This window comes from Pseudomonas sp. FBCC-B1565, from assembly GCF_059133265.1.
In genome coordinates this window covers 2,969,940-2,988,794 of sequence record NZ_CP101438.1, presented here as the reverse complement: position 1 = coordinate 2,988,794, position 18,855 = coordinate 2,969,940, and the positions used below count along the sequence as shown (strand labels likewise).

The following is an 18,855-nucleotide window of genomic DNA, read 5'->3' as shown; positions in this document are numbered from 1 at the left end:
CCAGACCTTGTTACCCAGTTTTCTTCTCCAGCAGCTTGACAATCCTCGGCATCACATTGAACACCACCAGGGCCAATAAAGTACTGAGCACAGCGGTCGACTCGCGTCCCAACCCCGCCGCTACCCCAATGGCGGCGGTCATCCACAACCCGGCTGCCGTGGTCAGGCCTTTGACGTGCTGGCCCTCTTCATCCTCATTGCCTTTGAGAATGGTGCCGGCACCGAGGAACCCGATTCCCGCGATCACCCCCTGCACCACCCGGCTCATTGCGTCCGCCTGATTTCCGGACATCTGCGGCACCATCACAAACAACGCGGCACCCAACGCCACCAGCATATGGGTGCGCACCCCGGCGGCCTTGCCCTTGCTCTCGCGTTCAAAGCCGAGGATACCGCCCAGCACTGCGGCGATCAGCAGGCGCACGGTGATCTGAGTAAGCTGCCTGGCGTCGCCGATGTCGGCGAATTCAGCCAGCAGGGTTTGCCACACTTCATGCCACCAGGCGTCCATGGATGCCGTCCTTTATCGTTATTGGTAAAGGATGGACAGCGGCGACCGCCAGTCAGTTGCCTGGAACCCCTGCACATCGCCGGCCCCTAACCTTGCATAGTCCACGAGAAAGGAGATCGGCATGCCCATTCGTATCGAAAACCAACTGTGCTACTTCATGCTCGACGACAACGGCCAGGAACAGAGCGTGCCAGCGACGCGGGTCAATATCGCGACCGACACCGACAAATCCATGTCCTACGTGGAGTTGGCCGCCGAGCGGATCTATATCACTGAAGCCGAGGCCGACGCCCTGACGGTCGCCGGGGCCCACGATGGACGCCAGCATGTAAAGGCCGAAGAACCTGGTTCGCTGATTTGATTGATCTGTATCAACACACACGTTGCAGCGCTGCACTCTAGGCGACACAGGGTGCAGCACATTGTCGCAGCACGCCGCACGCAGCCCATCTGATCCGCTTTTTATCACTCTACCTGAGTCTGTTATGCAAACAGTGTCCCGCGCATAGTTCATCGGCCTGATGGAGGCTGATGAGCGAACGACCATGAGCGAAAGAATCCCAACCGTGGAAACCTTTGAGCCCATACACCCAAAGAAGGTGAAGGCCAAATCCAGCGACAACCTGATTCATACCCGCAGTTTCACTGGCCTGTTCCGCACCTTACGGGTGAGCGGCGCGGGCTTGCTGTTCCTGGCGTTTTTCGGCACGGTCTGGTTGAACTGGGGTGGCCGGCAGGCGGTGCTGTGGGACCTGGCTGAAAGCAAATTCCACATCTTTGGCGCGACCTTTTGGCCCCAGGACTTCATCCTGCTGTCGGCCTTGCTGATCATTTGCGCTTTCGGCCTGTTTGCGATCACCGTGTTCGCCGGTCGTGTGTGGTGCGGCTACACCTGCCCGCAAAGTTCATTCACCTGGCTGTTCATGTGGTGCGAGAAAATCACCGAAGGCGAACGTAACCAGCGCATCAAACTGCAAGCCGCGCCCTGGAGCTTGAACAAACTGGCGCGGCGCTCGGCCAAGCACACCTTGTGGCTGGGCATCAGTGTGCTGACCGGGCTGACCTTTGTCGGCTATTTCACGCCGATCCGCCCCCTGGCCAGCGAACTGCTGACCTGGCAGATGGGCGGCGTCAGCCTGTTCTGGGTGCTGTTCTTTACCGGCGCCACTTACATCAACGCCGGCTGGTTGCGCGAAGCGGTGTGCATGCACATGTGCCCGTATGCGCGGTTCCAGAGCGTGATGTTCGACAAGGACACCCTGACCATTTCCTACGACGCGGCTCGCGGCGAACACCGTGGCCCGCGCAAACGTGAAGTGAAACCCGCCGATGTCGGCTTGGGCGATTGCATCGACTGCCAGCTGTGCGTGCAGGTCTGCCCTACCGGTATCGACATCCGCGACGGCCTGCAAATGGAATGCATCGGTTGTGCGGCGTGCATCGACGCCTGCGATTCGATCATGGACAAGATGGGTTACGCCCGCGGCCTGGTGAGCTACACCAGCGAACATCAACTGCAAGGCGGCAAGACCCACCTGCTACGCCCGCGCCTGATCGGCTACAGTGCGGTGCTGCTGGTGATGATCGCAGCCCTGGTGGTGGCCTTGGTGGAACGGCCGATGGTCTCGCTGGACGTGACCAAGGACCGTGGCATGTTCCGCGAAAACGCACAGGGCCTGATCGAAAACATCTACAGCCTCAAGGTGATCAACAAGACCCAGCAGCGCCAGAACTACCGTCTGGAACTGGTGGACGCGCAGGGCTTCCAGTTGCAGGGCAAGACCGAGATCAGCCTGGCACCGGGGGAAATCAGCGACGTGCCGGTGTCGGTGGCATTGCTGGCGGACAAACCGGCGAGCAGCTCGCAGACCTTGCGCTTCAAGGTCTCGGATGTGGACGAGCCGTGGATCTACAGTGCTGCCGACAGCCGCTTTGTGGCACCGCTGAACCGCTGAAAAACACATTTGAAAGGCTAATCAGGTCCTCATGAAACGCTACGAAAAATTTGCCGACGACATCGCAGAACTGATCCGCTCCGGCGTGCTCGGCCCCGGCCAGCGGGTGCCCTCGGTGCGCTATGCCAGCCAGACCTACGGCGTCAGCCCGTCTACGGTGTTCCAGGCCTATTACCTGCTGGAGCGCCGTGGCCTGATCCGTGCACGGCCGCGTTCCGGCTACTTCGTCAACACCCACGCGCCCAGCCCGTTTTCCGAGCCGGTGGTGAGCGAGCAAGTGCATGAGTCCACCGAAGTGGATGTGAGCGAGCTGGTGTTCTCGGTGCTCGACTCGATCAAGGACCCTAACACTGTGCCCTTCGGCTCGGCGTTCCCAAGCCCGATGCTGTTCCCGTTGCCGCGCCTGGCGCGGTCCCTGGCCAGCGCCAGCCGCGAAATGGACCCGCGCCTGGTGGTCACCGACATGTCGCCGGGCAACCCGCAACTGCGTCGGCAAATCGCCCTGCGCTACATGGTCGGCGGCCTGATGCTGCCCATGGAGGAGCTGCTGATCACCAATGGTGCTCTGGAAGCCCTGAACCTGTGCCTGCAAGCCGTCACCGAACCGGGCGACCTGGTGGCCATCGAAGCCCCGGCGTTCTACGCCTGCCTGCAAGTGATGGAGCGTTTGAAACTCAAGGCCGTGGAAATCCCGGTGCACCCGCGCGACGGCATCGACCTCAACGCCCTGGCGCAATCCCTGCAGCGCTATCCGATCAAGGCGTGCTGGACCATGACCAGCTTCCAGAACCCCATGGGCGCGACGCTGCCCGAGGCGAAAAAGCAGGCGCTGGTGGAACTGCTGCGCGAGCATCAGGTGCCACTGATCGAAGACGATGTGTACGCCGAACTGTATTACGGGCAACAGGCCCCTAAACCCGCGAAGGCCTTCGACACAGAGGGCCTGGTGATGCATTGCGGTTCTTTCGCCAAGAGCCTGGCTCCCGGCTATCGCGTGGGCTGGGTGGCGGCCGGGCGTTTTGCGCAGAAGGTCGAACGCCTGAAACTGATGACGTCACTGTGCCCCTCCATGCCAGCCCAGGCAGCAATTGCCGATTATCTGCAGCACGGCGGCTATGACCGGCACTTGCGCAAGTTGCGCTATGCCCTGGAAGAACAGCAAAGCGCCATGCTGGCGGCGATCGCGCGCTACTTTCCGGCACAGACGCGGGTCAGCCAACCGGCCGGTGGGTACTTCCTGTGGCTGGAGCTGCCGGAGCAGACGGATTCGTTGAAGTTGTTCCAGATGGCCCTGGCGCAGGGCATCAGCATTGCGCCGGGGCCGATCTTCTCGGCGACCCAGCGCTTCAGGAACTGCATTCGCCTGAACTACGGTAGCCCGTGGACCGAGGCGTCGGAAAAGGCGATGGAGACGTTGGGGCGGATTGTGCGGTCGTTTTAGTTGTAACACAGTCACTGGGACCTAACCGGCATGATGCCAACCAGTGACTTCTCCTTGATACCGAGTTCCTCATGTACACCAACAATAGCCCTGCAATCACCCTACACCTCACGGAGCAGAATTGGCGCAATGCTCCCAGCCACCCGGAAGGTCGACCATCCGGCGACCACCGTAGCGCCAAACAGATTATCAACGCCAATCCGGCGGTCAAACATCTATTACGGCGCCGAGACAGCTACCCCACTACCGACCTGCTCAAACGTCAATTGGGTGACTGGACTTCCGCGAATCCCAGCGCCCGTTCGCGCGCCGATGCAGCCTACAACCTGGCTCGGGTGGTCAACTTTCTGGATAACGTGAATGACCGCACAGTGGGCAACAGCGAAAGCCGCGATGGCAAAATCAACGGTTTTCACAATGCGGGCTATTCCACCCGCAAAAACTCGGAGGCACGCTTGCTGGTGGCCTTTGCGGAACAGGGCTACGAGGTGCTAAGAAACCTGGGCGCATGAATGCCCGGACTTCAGCGGCCACCGCCCAGATCGAGGAACGTCCCAGTGGCATACGACGCCTTGTCCGACAGCAGCCAGATAATCGCTTCAGCCACCTCATCCGGGCGCCCGCCACGGGCCATGGGGATACCGGATTCGAGTTTGCTGACCCGGTCCGGGTCGCCGCTCAGTGCATGGAAGTCGGTGTAGATGTAGCCAGGGCGCACCGCGTTGACGCGAATGCCCTCACCCGCCACTTCTTTTGATAGGCCAATGGTGAAGGTATCGAGCGCGCCCTTGGAGGCGGCATAGTCGACATACTCACCGGGCGACCCCAAGCGCGCCGCCACCGACGATACATTGACGATACTGCCGCCCTGCCCGCCATGCTTGGGCGACATGCGCAGCACCGCGTGCTTGGCACACAGGATCGGCCCCAGCACATTGGTCTTCATGATTTTCAGGATACGGAACTCGGACATTTCGTCCACACGGGACTTGTGTCCCACGGTGCCGGCGTTGTTGACCAGTGCGGTGACACGGCCCAGTTCGGTGTCGACGCGGTGGAACAGCGCAATCACTTCATCTTCAATGCTCACGTCGGCGCGCACGGTAATCGCCTGGGCGCCCAGCGCGCGGACTTGTTCGAGCACACGGTGGGCAGCCTCTTCGTCGGACTGGTAGTTGATGCAGATGCGGTAACCCTGGCGAGCGGCCAGCACTGCCGTCTCGGCGCCGATCCCACGACTGCCTCCGGTGATGATGACGACTTTGTCCATGCGTGCGGTCTCCTGATTCAACCTGATGTTTAGGGCTGGATCCAAGAATACCCGTCACGCACGGCTTTTGTCAGGCGCAAGCGCGTCTTCGGCACGCTGGATGTCGGCCATGAATCCGTCCGCCGGCAACGGATGGCCCAGCAGGTAACCTTGCAGGGAGTTACACCCCAGGCGCGTGAGAAAGCTCTGTTGCACATCGGTCTCCACCCCTTCAGCAACAATTCGCAGGCCCAGGGCCTGGCCGAGGGCGACAATGGCCGAGACGATGGCGGCGTCATCGCTGTCGTGCTCCAGGTCGCGCACAAACCCACGGTCGATCTTCAACTCGTTGGCCGGCAAGCGCTTGAGGTACATCAGGCTGGAATAACCGGTACCGAAGTCATCGATGGACAGATCGACGCCCATGTCCGACAACTGCTGCAACACCGTCATGCTCGCATCGGCATCGCTCATGGCGGTGGTCTCGGTGATTTCCAGGGTCAGGTTGTTGGCTGACAGCCGATGACGCTCAAGGGCCTCAGCCACGCTCCTGACCAACCCGGCGTGGCAGAACTGCAGCGCCGACAGGTTCACGGCGATGCGCCAGTCTTCATAGCCCTGGGCGTACCACAGGCTCATCTGGCGACAGGCTTCATTGAGTACCCATTCACCGATGGGGATGATCAGCCCGGTCTTTTCCGCCAGCTCGATAAACGTCGCCGGCAACAACAGGCCCTGCTGTGGATGCTCCCAGCGCAGCAGGGCTTCGGCCCCCACCGCAATACCACTGGCCGCGTCGAACTTGGGCTGGTAGTACAGGCGGAACTGCTCCCGCTCCACCGCATTGCGCAGGTCCTGCAACAACTGCAATTGCTTGCGTGCATTAGTGTTCATTGACGCATCGAAGAAACTGTAGCCGTTCTTGCCCATACCCTTGGCGTGGTACATCGCGGCATCGGCGTTCATCAGCAGTTCCTGGGGGTTATGGCCGTTGCCTGGGAACATGGCGATGCCGACGCTGGCGGAAATCTTCAGCTCATGCTCGGCCACCTGGAACGCACGGTTGATCAGCACCACCTGGCGTTCGGCAAGGCCGAGGGCGTCGTCCGGCTGGGTCAATTGCACCAGCAACACAAACTCATCGCCGCCGATGCGCGCCAGGGTGTCATGGCTGCGCAAGTCTTCACGCAGACGCAGGCCGACCTCGCGCAACAGCTGGTCACCCATATGATGGCCAAAAGCATCGTTGACCGGCTTGAAGCCGTCCAGGTCGATAAACATCAGCGCAAAGCAGCCGCCCTGCTCTTTCACCGCCTGCATGGCTTGCTGGATGCGGTCGGCGAGCAAGGTGCGGTTGGGCAGGCCGGTGAGCATGTCGTGCAGGGCCAGGTGGGTCAGCTCCTGGTTGGCCTGGCTCAGGGAGTCGGCGAGTACCGCCGTGCGCGCTTCCAGGCGTGCGTCGAGCAACGAAGTCAGTAAAGCGATGGCCAGCACCGCCAGGGTGGTGACCAGCACCAGGTTATCCAGGCCCTTGCCGCTCAACCCGTTCAGTGCCGCGCCGCAGAAGCTTTCATCGGCAAAGCGGGCCGCTGCCATGCCGGTGTAATGCATGCCGACGATAGCAAACCCCATCACCACCGCCGCTCCACCACGGGCCAGGCGCACATACGGCGTATTGCGGCGCAAATTATGGGCGATCCACAACGCTGCGCCGGAGGCCACCACCGCGATCAATAACGAAGCGCCAAACAACGTCGGGTCGTAGTCGATGCCCGGCGTCATGCGCATCGCCGCCATACCGGTGTAATGCATGCTGGCAATGCCGGTGCCCATGATCAGCGCACCCAACCCCAACTGCCAGGCCGGCAGGCGCGGTTGGCTGACCAGCCATAATGCAAAGCCGCTGGACAGCACCGCAATCAGCAACGACAGCGCGGTAATCCCCAGGTCGAAGCCCAGGGCAAACGGCAAGCGCAAAGCCAGCATGCCGATGAAGTGCATCGACCACACCCCCACCCCCATCGCCATGGACCCGCCAATGATCCATATATAGACGGCGCGGCCTTTGGCGGTGGCGATGCGCCCGGAAAGGTCCAGCGCGGTGTAGGAAGCGAGGATCGCGACGAACAGTGAGATCACGACCAGTGAGGGCGAATAACTACCGATGAGCATGGGACTTCTCGTGCACAAAGGGCCCGAGAGGCCCGTGCGAAATGGCAAAGCGGGCGATTGTAGCGAGAATAATTCTTGAACAGTTGATTAATTATCAGAGCGCCATTAGTGGCATTTTGACGCCAATCCTATGGCTCAGAAACGAGGGTTTGCTGAGGTCAAATATGGCGGTGAGCGGACCTATTGTGGTGAGCGGGCTTGCCCCGCGCTGGAGTGCGTAGCGCTCCCGTTTTTTGGGGCCGCTGCGCGGCTCAGCGCGGGGCAAGCCCGCTCACTACAGCAAGCCCGCTCATTGGATCGAGTTCATCGTTAATTTTTGTCGGCAATCGGCGTCTGTCCATCCCAGCCGCCGCCCAAGGCGGCGATCAGTTGCACACTGGCCACCAGGCGCGTCTGCAGCAAGGTCAGCACCGTGCGCTCGTTGCTCAACGCCGTGGCTTGCACGGTAACCACATCCAGGTAGGCAATCAGCCCGGCCTTGTACTGGTTCTGGGTCAGGCGCAGCGACTCGCGTGCTGCCGCCAGCGCTTCGTTGCTGACCACCGCCTCGTCCTCCAGCACCTTGAGTTGCACCATGTAGTTTTCCACTTCACGGAAACCATCCAGCACAGTCTGGCGGTACTTGGCGACGGTTTCGTCATAGGAGGCCACGGTGCGGTCGACTTCCGCCGAGCGCTGGCCGCCATCGAACAGGGTCATGGCCAGCTTCGGCCCCACCGACCAGAAGCGGTTCGGCAGGCTGATCCAGTCGGCGTAGGTGCTACTGGAATAACCACCGGCCAGGCTCAGGGTCAGGTCCGGGTAGTAGGCCGCCTTGGCCACGCCGATATTGGCGTTGGCGGCGATCACCGAGCGTTCGGCCGAAGCGATGTCCGGGCGACGTTCCAGCAGTTGCGACGGCAGGCTCACCGGGATCTGCGGCAGTGCCGGGATGTCTTTGCTGACCGCCAGGTTGAAGTTGGCCGGCGCCTCGCCGATCAACACCGCAATTGCGTTTTCCAGCTGGGCGCGCTGCCAGATCAAGTCGATCAGGCTGGCCTGGGTGGTCTTGAGCTGGGTTTGCGCCTGGGCCACCGCGTCCTTGCCGGAAACACCGGCGCGGTACTGGTTTTCGGTCATTTGCAGGGAGCGCTGATAGGTCTCCAGGGTCGCTTGCAGCAGGCGCGTCTGTTCGTCCATGACGCGCAGTTGCAGGTAGCTTTGCACCAGTTCCGACTGCTGGCTCAGGCGCATCGCTGCCAAATCCGCCGAGCTGGCTTCGGCACTGGCCTCGTTGGCCTCCAGGCCACGGCGCAACTTACCCCAGATGTCCGCCTCCCAGCTCACGCCCAACTGTGCGTTGAGGGTGTCGCGAATGCCGCTGCTGGAACTGCTCAGGCTCGCGCTGCTGCTGCCGGTGCCCTGGCTGGCGCGGGTTTTCCCCGCGCTCAGGTCGACGGTGGGGTAAAACGCCCCACGGGAACTGCGCACCAACGCCTGGGCCTGGCGAAAGCGTGCTTCGGCCTGGGCCACGGTCTGGTTGGAACTGTTCAGGCGCAGCACCAGGTCATTGAGCTGGCGGTCGCCGTACAACTCCCACCAGGCACCACGGGCCAGGGAATCACTGGGGGTGGCCTGGCGCCACCCCTTTGCTTCCTTGAATTGCGCCGGTTCGACCACTTCCGGGCGTTTGTAGTCGGGGCCGACGGCGCAGGCGCTGAGCAACACGCCGCAGAGCACCAGGCTCGCCACGCGGCAGCCCCGGAACAGGGCCAATCGGGCAAAGGTTGAATCGGTCATAGCGCAGTGTCCAGGGCAGCATCGGTCCGCACGCCGCGCCAGGCGTTGAAGCGATGGCGCGCGCGGTCGAGATAAAGGTAAACCACCGGGGTGGTGTAAAGGGTCAGGACCTGGCTGAACACCAGGCCGCCGATAATGGTCAGGCCCAGCGGACGACGCATTTCCGCGCCATCGCCGGCACCCAGCAACAGCGGCAAGGCGCCGAGGATGGCCGCCAGGGTGGTCATCAGGATCGGCCGCAAGCGCAACAAGCACGCACTGCGGATCGATTCGAGCGGCCCCATGCGGTCATTGCGTTCCAGTTGCAGCGCCAGGTCGATCATCAGGATCGCGTTTTTCTTCACCACCCCGATCAACAGGAACAGGCCCAGCAGCGAGATCAGGCTGAACTCGCCTCCCGTCAGGTAGATGGCGAGCATGGCGCCGACACCCGCCGAGGGTAAGGTCGAGAGAATGGTCAACGGGTGAATGTAGCTTTCGTACAGGATGCCCAGCACCAGGTACACCGCCACCAGCGCGCCAAGGATCATGAACGGCTGGCCCTTTTGCGTGGCCGCAAAGGCATCGGCAGTGCCGGCCATCTTGGCGATCACATCTTCCGGCAAGCCGACCTTGGCAATTGCCCGTTCGATGGCCGCCGTGCCCTGCTCCACCGTCACGCCGGGCGCCATGTCGAAGGCAATGTTTTCCGAGGCGAACTGGCCTTCGTGGCTGACGCGGTCGTCGGCCAGGCTGTTCTCGTAATGGGCAATGGTCGATAACGGCACCCGTGCGCCCGTGGACGTGATCACCTGCATCTGGTTGAGGGTGATCGGGTCCTGGGCGTATTTCGGGTTGACCTCCATCACCACCTGGTACTGGTTGAGGCTGTCGTAGATCGTCGAAATCTGCCGCTGGCTGTAGGCGTTGTTCAGTACGGCCGTGACCATGTTCATGTCGATCCCCAGGCGCTTGGCCTGGTCGCGGTCGACAATCAATGTGACCTGCGCAGCGCCCCGGCCTTCGCGGGCGTCGATGGCGGTGAGTTCCGGCAACTCGCGCAGGGCTGCGACCACTTTCGGGTACCACAGGCGCAGTGCCGCCAGGTCGCCGCTTTGCAGGATGTAGGAATACTGCGCACTGGTCTGGTCACGGCTGCCGCCGAATTGCAGGTCCTGGTCGGCCATCAGGAACAGCCGCCCGCCCGGCACCAGCGGCACGTCCTTGCGCAAACGCTCGATCACCGCCTGGGCGGAAACCTTGCGCTCGCTGATCGGCTTGAGGCGAACCAGCATCACCGCGTTGTTGGTGCCGTTGTTGCCGCCAATGAAGCCGGCCACGCTGAGCACCGCCGGATCCTTGAGTACCGCCTTGCGGAAGGTCTCCATCTTCGGCTGCATCACGCTGAACGACAGGCCGTCGTCACCGCGTACAAAGCCGATCAATTGGCCAGTGTCCTGCTGGGGCATGAAGGTTTTCGGCACCACCACGTACAGCGCCACGTTCATGCCGATGGTCAGCAACAGGCTGAGCAGGGTCAGGCGCCGGTGGCGCAGCACCCAGTCCAGGCTGGTGGCGTAGCCGGCGACCATGCGATCGTTGATCTTCTGGCTCCAGCGCTGCAAACCGGTCATCTGCGTTTTGACGTGGGGTTTGAGCCAGCGCGCGCAGAGCATCGGGGTCAGGGTCAGCGAGACAATCAGCGACACAATGATCGCCGCCGACAGGGTGATGGAAAACTCGCGGAACAGATTGGTGACAATCCCGCCCATGAACAGGATGGAGAGGAACACCGCCACCAGCGATACGTTCATCGACAGCAAGGTAAAGCCGACTTCCTGGGCGCCCAGGTACGCCGCCTTCATCGGCGGCACGCCTTCGTCAATGTGCCGGGAGATGTTCTCCAGCACCACGATGGCATCGTCCACCACCAGGCCGGTGGCCAGGATCAACGCCATCAGCGAAAAGTTGTTCAACGAGAACCCGTACAGGTACATCACCGCGAAGGTGCCCACCAGTGACACCGGTACCGCCAGCGTCGGGATCAGCGAGGCGCGGAAATTGCCCAGGAACAGGTACACCACCAGGATCACCAGCCCCACGGCAATCAGCAAGGTCATCTCGGCTTCATGCAAGGTGGCGGTGATCACCGGGGAGCGGTCCATGGCCAGGCTCAGCTTGACGCTGGACGGCAACACCGCCTGCAACGCCGGCAACTGCGCCTTGATCTGTCGCACCGTCTCGATGATGTTGGCGCCGGACTGGCGGTTGATCACCAGCAGTACCGCCGAGTCGTTGTTGAAGAAACCACTGTTGTAGCGGTCTTCCACACCATCGCTGATCTTGGCCACATCACCCAGACGCAAGGCTGCGCCATTCTGGTAGCGAATCAGCAGTGGCTCGTAGTCCTTGGCTTTTTCCAACTGGTCATTGGCCTGGATCTGCCAGTTGCGCTCGCTGTCTTCCAGGGAACCCTTGGGTCGGCGCTGGTTGGCGTTGGCGATGGTGTTGCGCACATCGTCGAGGGCCACGCCGTACTGGTCGAGGGCCTTGGGTTCCAGCTCGATGCGCACCGCCGGCAAGGAGCTGCCGCCAATCTGTACTTCGCCCACACCCGGAACCTGCGAGAGGCTCTGGGACAGGATGGTCGAGGCCAGGTCGTACAGCTGGCCCTTCTGCAGCACGTCCGAGGTCAGCGACAGCACCATGATCGGCGCCTGGGACGGGTTGATCTTCTTGTAGGTCGGCATGCTGCGCATACCGCTGGGCAGCAGGTTGCGCGAGGCGTTGATCGCCGCTTGCACTTCCCGCGCCGCGCCGTTGATGTCGCGGTCGGAGTCAAACGCGAGGATCACCCGGGTCGAGCCCTGGCTCGACGAACTGCTCATGGTGGTGATGCCGGCAATCGCGCCGAACGAGCGCTCCAGCGGCGTGGCCACGGTAGACGCCATCACTTCGGGGCTGGCGCCGGGCAAGCTGGCCGACACCACGATCACCGGAAAATCGATCTGCGGCAGCGGCGATACCGGCAGCAGGTTGAAGCTGACGCCGCCGAGCAACAGGATCGCCAGGCTCAGCAGCATGGTCGCGACCGGCCGGCGGATGAAAGGTCCGGACAGGTTCATGACTCAACCGGCTCCAGGCTTTGCGGCTCTTTGCGCCAGCGGCGGCCGAGGCGATCGAAGTACAGGTAGATCACCGGCGTGGTGAACAGCGTCAACACCTGGCTCACCAGCAGCCCGCCGACCATCACCAGGCCCAGCGGTTGGCGCAATTCCGCGCCGGAACCGGTGGCCAGCATCAACGGCACCGCGCCGAACAACGCTGCCAGGGTGGTCATCAGGATTGGCCGGAAGCGCAGCAGCGCCGCCTGGTAGATCGCAGTCTGCGGGTCGAGGCCCTGGTTGCGTTCGGCGTCGAGGGCGAAGTCGATCATCATGATCGCGTTTTTCTTGACGATACCGATCAACAAAATGATGCCGATGATCGCGATCATGCCCAGGTCATTGCCGCTGAGCAGCAACGCCAGCAACGCCCCTACCGCCGCCGACGGCAAGGTCGAGAGAATGGTGATCGGGTGAATGTAACTCTCGTAGAGCACACCGAGCACGATGTACATGGTGACCACCGCCGCCAGGATCAGCAGCAAGGTGCTCGACAGCGACGCTTCGAACGCCTGGGCCGCGCCCTGGAACTGGGTTTGCACGCCCACCGGCATGCCGATGTCTTTCTGGGTCTGGTTGATCAGCTCCACGCCTTTGCCCAGCGCGACGCCGGGGGCCAGGTTGAACGACATCATCACCGCCGGGAACTGGCCGATATGCGTAATTGCCAACTGCGCCTGGCGCTGTTCCACGTGGGCTAGGCTGGAGAGGCGCACCTGGCCGCCATCGGTGGTTTTCACGTGGATCTGGTTCAGCGCGTCCGGCCCAAGGGTTTCGCCGGACTGGGCCTGCAACACCACGCGGTACTGGCTGGCCTGGGTATAGATGGTGGAAATCTGCCGCTGGCCGAAGGCGTCGTACAGCGCATCGGTGATGGTCGACACGCTCACACCCAGCCGCGAGGCCGCATCACGGTCGATCACCAGGTACACCTGCAAGCCTTTGTCCTGCAGGTCGCTGGCCACATCCGTGAGTTCCGGCAACTGACTGAGCGCATGCACCAGCTTGTCGCTCCACAACGCCAGCAGTTCGGCGTCCGGCGAGGACATGCTGAACTGGTACTGGGTACGGCTCACACGGTCTTCGATGGTCAGGTCCTGCACCGGCTGCATGAACAGGCGGATGCCCACCAGCTTGTCGATTTCCGGTTGCAAACGGGTGATCACCTGGGCCGCGCTCAGGTCACGCTGGCCGTGGGCCTTGAGGTTGATCAGCAGTCGGCCGCTGTTGAGGGTGGCGTTATCGCCGTCCACACCGATATAGGATGACAGGCTTTCCACGGCGGGATCGGCCAGGATGATCTTGGCCAGTTCCTGCTGGCGCTGGCTCATGGCGGCGAAGGAAATTGATTGCGGCGCCTCGGAAATGCCCTGGATCACGCCGGTGTCCTGCACCGGGAAGAACCCCTTGGGCACCACCAGGTACAGGAATACGGTGAGGCCCAGGGTGGCGATAGCCACCAGCAGGGTCAGCGGCTGGTGCTTGAGCACCCACTGCAACATGCTCCCGTAACGCGCAATCAACCAATCGATCCAGGCGCCGCTGGCCTTGTAGAAGCGGCTTTGCTCTTGCTCCTTGGGCTCACGCTTGAGCAAGCGCGCGCACATCATCGGCGTGAGGGTCAGGGACACCACCAGGGAAATCAGGATCGCCACCGCCAGGGTGATGGCGAATTCGCGGAACAGGCGCCCGACTACGTCAGCCATGAACAGCAGCGGGATCAGCACGGCGATCAACGAAAGCGTCAGGGAAATCAGGGTGAAGCCGATCTGCTTGGCGCCCTTGAGGGCAGCGGCCAGCGGCGTTTCGCCTTCCTCGATATAGCGCGAAATGTTCTCCAGCATCACGATGGCATCGTCCACCACAAAGCCGGTGGCGATGGTCAGCGCCATCAGCGTCAGGTTGTTGATGGAGAATCCGGCCAGGTACATCACGCCAAAGGTGCCCACCAGGGACAGCGGCACGGCGATGGACGGGATGATCGTGGCACTGACCCGGCGCAGGAACAGGAACGTCACCATCACTACCAGGGCGATGGCGATGAGCAATTCGTGTTGCACATCCTTGACCGAGGCGCGGATGGTCTGGGTGCGGTCGGTGAGCACCGTCACGTCGAGGCCGGCCGGCAGGTTGTCGGTGATGCTCGGCAGCAACGCCTTGATGCGGTCCACCACCTCGATCACGTTGGCGCCCGGTTGGCGCTGGATATTCAGCAACACGGCCTGGTTTTCGTTGGCCCAAGCGGCGAGGCGTTCGTTTTCGGCGCCGTCGACGATCTGCGCCACGTCCTTGAGGCGCAGTGGCGCGCCGTTGTTGTAGGCCAGGATCAGTTCGGCGTATTGCGCGGGCGAGACTAGCTGATCGTTGGCATCGAGCATCGACACACGGGTCGGCCCGTCGAAATTGCCCTTGGGCTGGTTGACGTTGGATGCAGCGATCAGCGTGCGCACATCGGACAGGTTCAAGCCGTTGGCCGCCAGGGCCTCCGGGTTGACCTTGATGCGCACCGCCTGGCGCTGGCCGCCGGCGATGCTGACCATGCCGACGCCGCTGATCTGCGCGATTTTCTGCGCCATGCGCGTATCGACCAAGTCATTGAGCTTGGGCAGCAGCATGGTCTTGGAGGTGATCGCCAGGGTCAGCACCGGGGTATCCGCCGGGTTGACCTTGTTGTACACCGGCGGCGCCGGCAGGTCCTTGGGCAACAGGTTGGTGGCGGCGTTGATCGCGGCCTGCACCTGTTGCTCGGCGACGTCCATGTTGATGTCGAGGTTGAAACGCAGGGTCAGCACCGACGCGCCACCGGAACTGGTGGAGGCCATCTGCGTCAGGCCGGGCATCTGCCCGAACTGGCGCTCCAATGGCGCGGTGACCGCGCTGGTCATCACGTCCGGGCTGGCGCCGGGGTACAGGGTCATCACCCGGATCGTCGGGTAATCCACCTGGGGCAAGGCCGACACCGGCAACAAGCGGTACGCGATGATGCCGGCCAGGACAATGGCCAGCATGCTCAGCGTGGTAGCTACCGGGCGAAGAATAAACAGCCGCGACAGGTTCATGAACCGACCTTTTGCGCCTTGCCGGCGGTGGCGCCGGTCTCCCCTTTGGCCGCAGGCTTGCCTTGCAGGTGTTCGGTCGGGGTGGTCGGCACTTCGCTGCTGTCGTTGACCACTTCGATCTCGCTGCCATCCTTGAGACGGTCGGTGCCTTCCAGCACCACGCGGTCGCCCGCCTTGAGGCCCTCTTTGATCACGGTGTTGTCGCCATCGGTATCGCCGACCACCAGGGGCTGCATCTTGACCTTCTTGTCACCGTCCAGCACGTAGACAAAGGTGCCGCTGTTGCCGAACTGGATCGCCGCCGACGGCGCCAGCACCACGTTATGCAGGGTGTCGGCCAGCAGGTGCACATTGACGAACTGGTTGGGGAACAGCGCCTGGTCCTTGTTATCGAAACGCGCCTTGAATTTCAGGGTGCCGGTGGTGACGTCGATCTGGTTGTCCAGGCTCTGCAGCACGCCAGTGGCCTGTTTCTTCACGTCGCCACGGTCCCAGGCCTCTACTGGCAGTTTGTTGCCGGCGTGGTAGCGGGTGAGCACGGTTTCCAGGGTGTTTTCCGGCAGGGTGAAGGCCACGCTGATCGGCTGGGTCTGGGTGATTACCGCGAGGAAGGTGGTGTCGTTGGCCGCCACCAGATTGCCCACGTCGACCTGGCGCAGGCCAACGCGGCCGCTGATCGGCGCACGGATCTTGGTGAATTCGAGGTTGAGCTTGGCGTCATCCACCGCGCCCTGGTTGGTCTTGACAGTGCCCTGGTATTGCAGGACCAATGCTTCGGCGGTGTCCAGGGTCTGTTTGGCGATGCTGTCCTGGGCGTACAGGTCGCGGTAACGCTGCACGTCGACCTGGGCGTTTTTCAGCTGGGCCTGGTTCTGCATCAGCGTGCCCTGGGCCTGGAGCAAGGCGTTCTGGTAGCTGCGCGGGTCGATCTCGGCGAGCAGGTCGCCGGCCTTGACCATCTGGCCTTCTTCAAAGGCGATCTTCACCAGCTCGCCGCCCACCCGGCTACGCACATTGATGGTATTGAGCGCGGTCACCGTGCCCAGTGCCTTGTAGTACACCGGGAATTCTCCCAGCACGGCCGGGGCCACGCGCACCGGCACCGGGCCGGCCGAGCCGCCGAACCCCGGGCGCATCATCCCCGTCTTGCCGGCATGGCCCGCAGGCTTTTCGGCGCCATCCTTATGGCTGCCGGGCCAGAATTTCCAGCACAGGCCGGCAATAACCAGCAGCACAAGCAGGCCGAACAGCCAGCGGCGGGACTTACGGGGGGAGGATTGCATGGAATGATCAACCATTGGGCGCGAGAGCTTCTTCTTTGGGAGGCTGAAAGATAAGCACTGGGGCGCATTTAGAAAAGCGCCTTTACCGGCTATTTACCTTGGGCTTACAACTTTTAACTGCTGATCTTAGTCTGCCCGCTATTTCGCTAAGCAGTTGAGGCACAAATAAAAACGGCCTGGACTAGGCCAGGCCGCAATCATGCATCAAGCGTGTTACTGCAAAACGACAGTAACGTACCGAAACAGTTACTTCAAAACAGCCAGGGCTGCTTCGTAGTTCGGCTCCTGGCCGATTTCCGCAACCAGTTCGCTGTGCAGCACGTTGTTGTTCTCGTCCAGTACCACCACGGCGCGGGCAGTCAGGCCCTGCAGTGGGCCGTCGGCGAGGGAAACGCCGTAGTCGACAGCGAAGTCGGCGTTGCGGAAGTCCGACAGGCTCAGCACATTGTCCAGGCCTTCGGTGCCGCAGAAACGCTTCTGGGCAAACGGCAGGTCAGAGGAAATGCACAGCACGACCGTGTTGCTCAGGTCGTTGGCCTGGGCGTTGAACTTGCGTACCGAGGTCGCGCAGGTCGGGGTGTCAACGCTTGGGAAGATGTTCAGCACCTTGCGCTTGCCGGCGAAGGTTTCCAGGGTCGCTTGCGACAGGTCGGTAGCAACCAGGCTGAACTCGGGAGCGGTGGAGCCGGTTTTCGGCAGTTCGCCTTCAACCTGGACAGGATTACCACGAAGGGTGACTTGAGCCATGAACAGAATCCTTATGCTGGGTTTGATGAAACGAATTCGAGAGGCGGAAGTTAACCACAAAGTGCGATGGCTACCTACCGCCAGACATAAATTGTCATGCCGCCGGTTATGGTTTAATTGCGCGCCGATCGCCCTGCCCTTCAAGGAACCTGTTGTTGATGAATCAGCCTGCCACCAAAGTCCTGGTCATTGGTTATGTCTGGCCGGAGCCGTGTTCCTCGGCCGCAGGCGGGCACATGATGCAGATTCTTCAGAGCTTTCTTACACAAGGCTGGGACATAACCTTCAGCAGCCCCGCGACCATCGGCGAGCACAAGGCCGATTTGCCTGCACTGGGCATCGCCGAATGCGCCATCGAACTCAATAACCGCAGTTTCGATGATTTTATTCGCGAGTTGGCCCCGGATATCGTGCTGTTCGACCGTTTCATGATGGAGGAGCAGTTCGGCTGGCGCGTCGAAAAATGCTGCCCAGGCGCCCTGCGTGTCCTGGAAACCTCCGACCTGCAAAGCTTGCGCGATGCCCGTCACCAACGCGTCAAGGATCACCTGAAGGCGCATCCCGACACCGAGGACTTCAGCGCGTTGTTCTGCCCGGCACTGCCGGAAGAGTTCCGACTAATGGCCGAGACCGACCTGGCCAAACGGGAAATCGCGGCGATTTACCGCTGCGACATCAGCCTGATGATCTCCGACGTGGAAATCCGCCTGCTGACCGAGCACTTCAAGGTGCCGCCCGCCCTGCTCCACTGGTGCCCGCTGATGCTGGAGCGGCCGACCGAGCCCTTCGCGCCATTTGAAGACCGCGCGCATTTCCTCAGCATCGGCAACTTCCGCCACGCCCCCAACTGGGATGCGGTGCTCTGGATGAAAAACAGCCTGTGGCCGCTGATCCGCCAGCAACTCCCGGGAGCGCAACTGCACATTTATGGCGCCTACACCCCGCCCAAAGCCACGGCCTTGCATAACCCGGCACAAGGGTTTCATGTGATGAACTGGGCCGAAGACGCCTTGCAAGTGATGACGGCGGCGCGCATCTGCCTGGCACCGTTGCGGTTCGGCGCCGGGATCAAGGGCAAGCTGGCAGATGCAATGCTCTGCGGCACGCCAAACGTCACCACGCCAATCGGCGCCGAGGCCATGGGGGATGAACAGCCATGGCCTGGCGCAGTAGAACAGAGCGCACCTGCCCTCGCGGCGGCGGCGGTGGCGTTGTATCAAGACCGTGAACGCTGGACCCAGGCCCAGGAAGACGGTCGCCAACTGCTGGCCCGGCGGTATGACCAGGACATCCACGGCCCGGCGCTGGTGGCCTGCCTGGAGCAGTGCCGTCAACACCTCGCGGCCCATCGACGCGATAACTTCACTGGCAGCATGCTGCGCCACCACGCCCATAAAAGTACCCAGTACATGTCGCAGTGGATCGAGGCAAAAAACCGCAACGTATAAACATCGACGCTGGCGAGGTCGTGCGCAAGGGGGCATTATCCTACGCAGCAACCACAATAAAGCGACGG

13 protein-coding genes are annotated in these 18,855 nt (G+C 62.1%); 5 read left to right on the top strand and 8 right to left on the bottom strand.

Annotated elements, in window-relative coordinates:
- Positions 1 to 10 precede the first annotated feature (10 nt).
- On the bottom strand, positions 11 to 511 hold the full coding sequence (locus tag NL123_RS14210; protein ID WP_248481847.1) for an MgtC/SapB family protein: 501 nt from the start codon (positions 509 to 511) through the stop codon (positions 11 to 13).
- Between the two features lie 121 nt (positions 512 to 632).
- Here NL123_RS14210 and NL123_RS14205 point away from each other — a divergent pair, with 121 nt between their 5' ends.
- From NL123_RS14205 to NL123_RS14190, 4 genes are all read left to right on the top strand, one after another.
- Positions 633 to 872, top strand: a complete 240-nt coding sequence (locus tag NL123_RS14205) for a DUF3203 family protein (protein WP_248481850.1) — start codon at positions 633 to 635, stop codon at positions 870 to 872.
- Between the two features lie 184 nt (positions 873 to 1,056).
- Complete coding sequence (gene ccoG / locus NL123_RS14200; protein ID WP_494358049.1) at positions 1,057 to 2,466, top strand: cytochrome c oxidase accessory protein CcoG; 1,410 nt, start codon at positions 1,057 to 1,059, stop codon at positions 2,464 to 2,466.
- A 31-nt stretch (positions 2,467 to 2,497) separates the two neighbouring features.
- On the top strand, positions 2,498 to 3,907 hold the full coding sequence (gene mapR, locus NL123_RS14195; RefSeq protein ID WP_248481852.1) for an aminotransferase-like domain-containing protein: 1,410 nt from the start codon (positions 2,498 to 2,500) through the stop codon (positions 3,905 to 3,907).
- A 71-nt stretch (positions 3,908 to 3,978) separates the two neighbouring features.
- The gene (locus tag NL123_RS14190; protein WP_248481853.1) at positions 3,979 to 4,419 is read left to right on the top strand and encodes a hypothetical protein; all 441 of its coding nucleotides are present in this window, start codon (positions 3,979 to 3,981) and stop codon (positions 4,417 to 4,419) included.
- A gap of 11 nt (positions 4,420 to 4,430) precedes the next feature.
- Here the strand turns inward: NL123_RS14190 and NL123_RS14185 are convergent, their stop codons facing one another.
- From NL123_RS14185 to tpx, 7 genes are all read right to left on the bottom strand, one after another.
- Positions 4,431 to 5,177: an SDR family oxidoreductase gene (locus tag NL123_RS14185; RefSeq protein WP_248481854.1), complete on the bottom strand. Its 747-nt coding sequence runs from the start codon at positions 5,175 to 5,177 to the stop codon at positions 4,431 to 4,433.
- 54 nt (positions 5,178 to 5,231) lie between these two features.
- On the bottom strand, positions 5,232 to 7,328 hold the full coding sequence (locus NL123_RS14180) for a putative bifunctional diguanylate cyclase/phosphodiesterase (protein ID WP_494358048.1): 2,097 nt from the start codon (positions 7,326 to 7,328) through the stop codon (positions 5,232 to 5,234).
- Positions 7,329 to 7,637: 309 nt separating this feature from the next.
- Positions 7,638 to 9,107: an efflux transporter outer membrane subunit gene (locus tag NL123_RS14175; protein ID WP_494358047.1), complete on the bottom strand. Its 1,470-nt coding sequence runs from the start codon at positions 9,105 to 9,107 to the stop codon at positions 7,638 to 7,640.
- Positions 9,104 to 12,211: an efflux RND transporter permease subunit gene (locus NL123_RS14170; RefSeq protein ID WP_179028584.1), complete on the bottom strand. Its 3,108-nt coding sequence runs from the start codon at positions 12,209 to 12,211 to the stop codon at positions 9,104 to 9,106. The genes NL123_RS14175 and NL123_RS14170 overlap by 4 nt, the downstream gene beginning before the upstream one ends.
- A complete protein-coding gene (locus tag NL123_RS14165; RefSeq protein WP_494358046.1) occupies positions 12,208 to 15,309 on the bottom strand; it encodes an MdtB/MuxB family multidrug efflux RND transporter permease subunit in 3,102 nt (1,033 codons plus the stop codon). Before NL123_RS14165 ends, NL123_RS14170 begins: the two co-directional genes overlap by 4 nt.
- On the bottom strand, positions 15,306 to 16,607 hold the full coding sequence (locus tag NL123_RS14160) for an MdtA/MuxA family multidrug efflux RND transporter periplasmic adaptor subunit (RefSeq protein WP_248481862.1): 1,302 nt from the start codon (positions 16,605 to 16,607) through the stop codon (positions 15,306 to 15,308). The genes NL123_RS14165 and NL123_RS14160 overlap by 4 nt, the downstream gene beginning before the upstream one ends.
- A 231-nt stretch (positions 16,608 to 16,838) precedes the next feature.
- Positions 16,839 to 17,339 (bottom strand): thiol peroxidase, encoded by a 501-nt coding sequence (gene tpx / locus NL123_RS14155; protein WP_248481864.1) that lies wholly within the window; start codon positions 17,337 to 17,339, stop codon positions 16,839 to 16,841.
- Between the two features lie 158 nt (positions 17,340 to 17,497).
- Here tpx and NL123_RS14150 point away from each other — a divergent pair, with 158 nt between their 5' ends.
- Positions 17,498 to 18,787, top strand: a complete 1,290-nt coding sequence (locus NL123_RS14150) for a glycosyltransferase (protein WP_494358045.1) — start codon at positions 17,498 to 17,500, stop codon at positions 18,785 to 18,787.
- Positions 18,788 to 18,855: the final 68 nt, after the last annotated feature.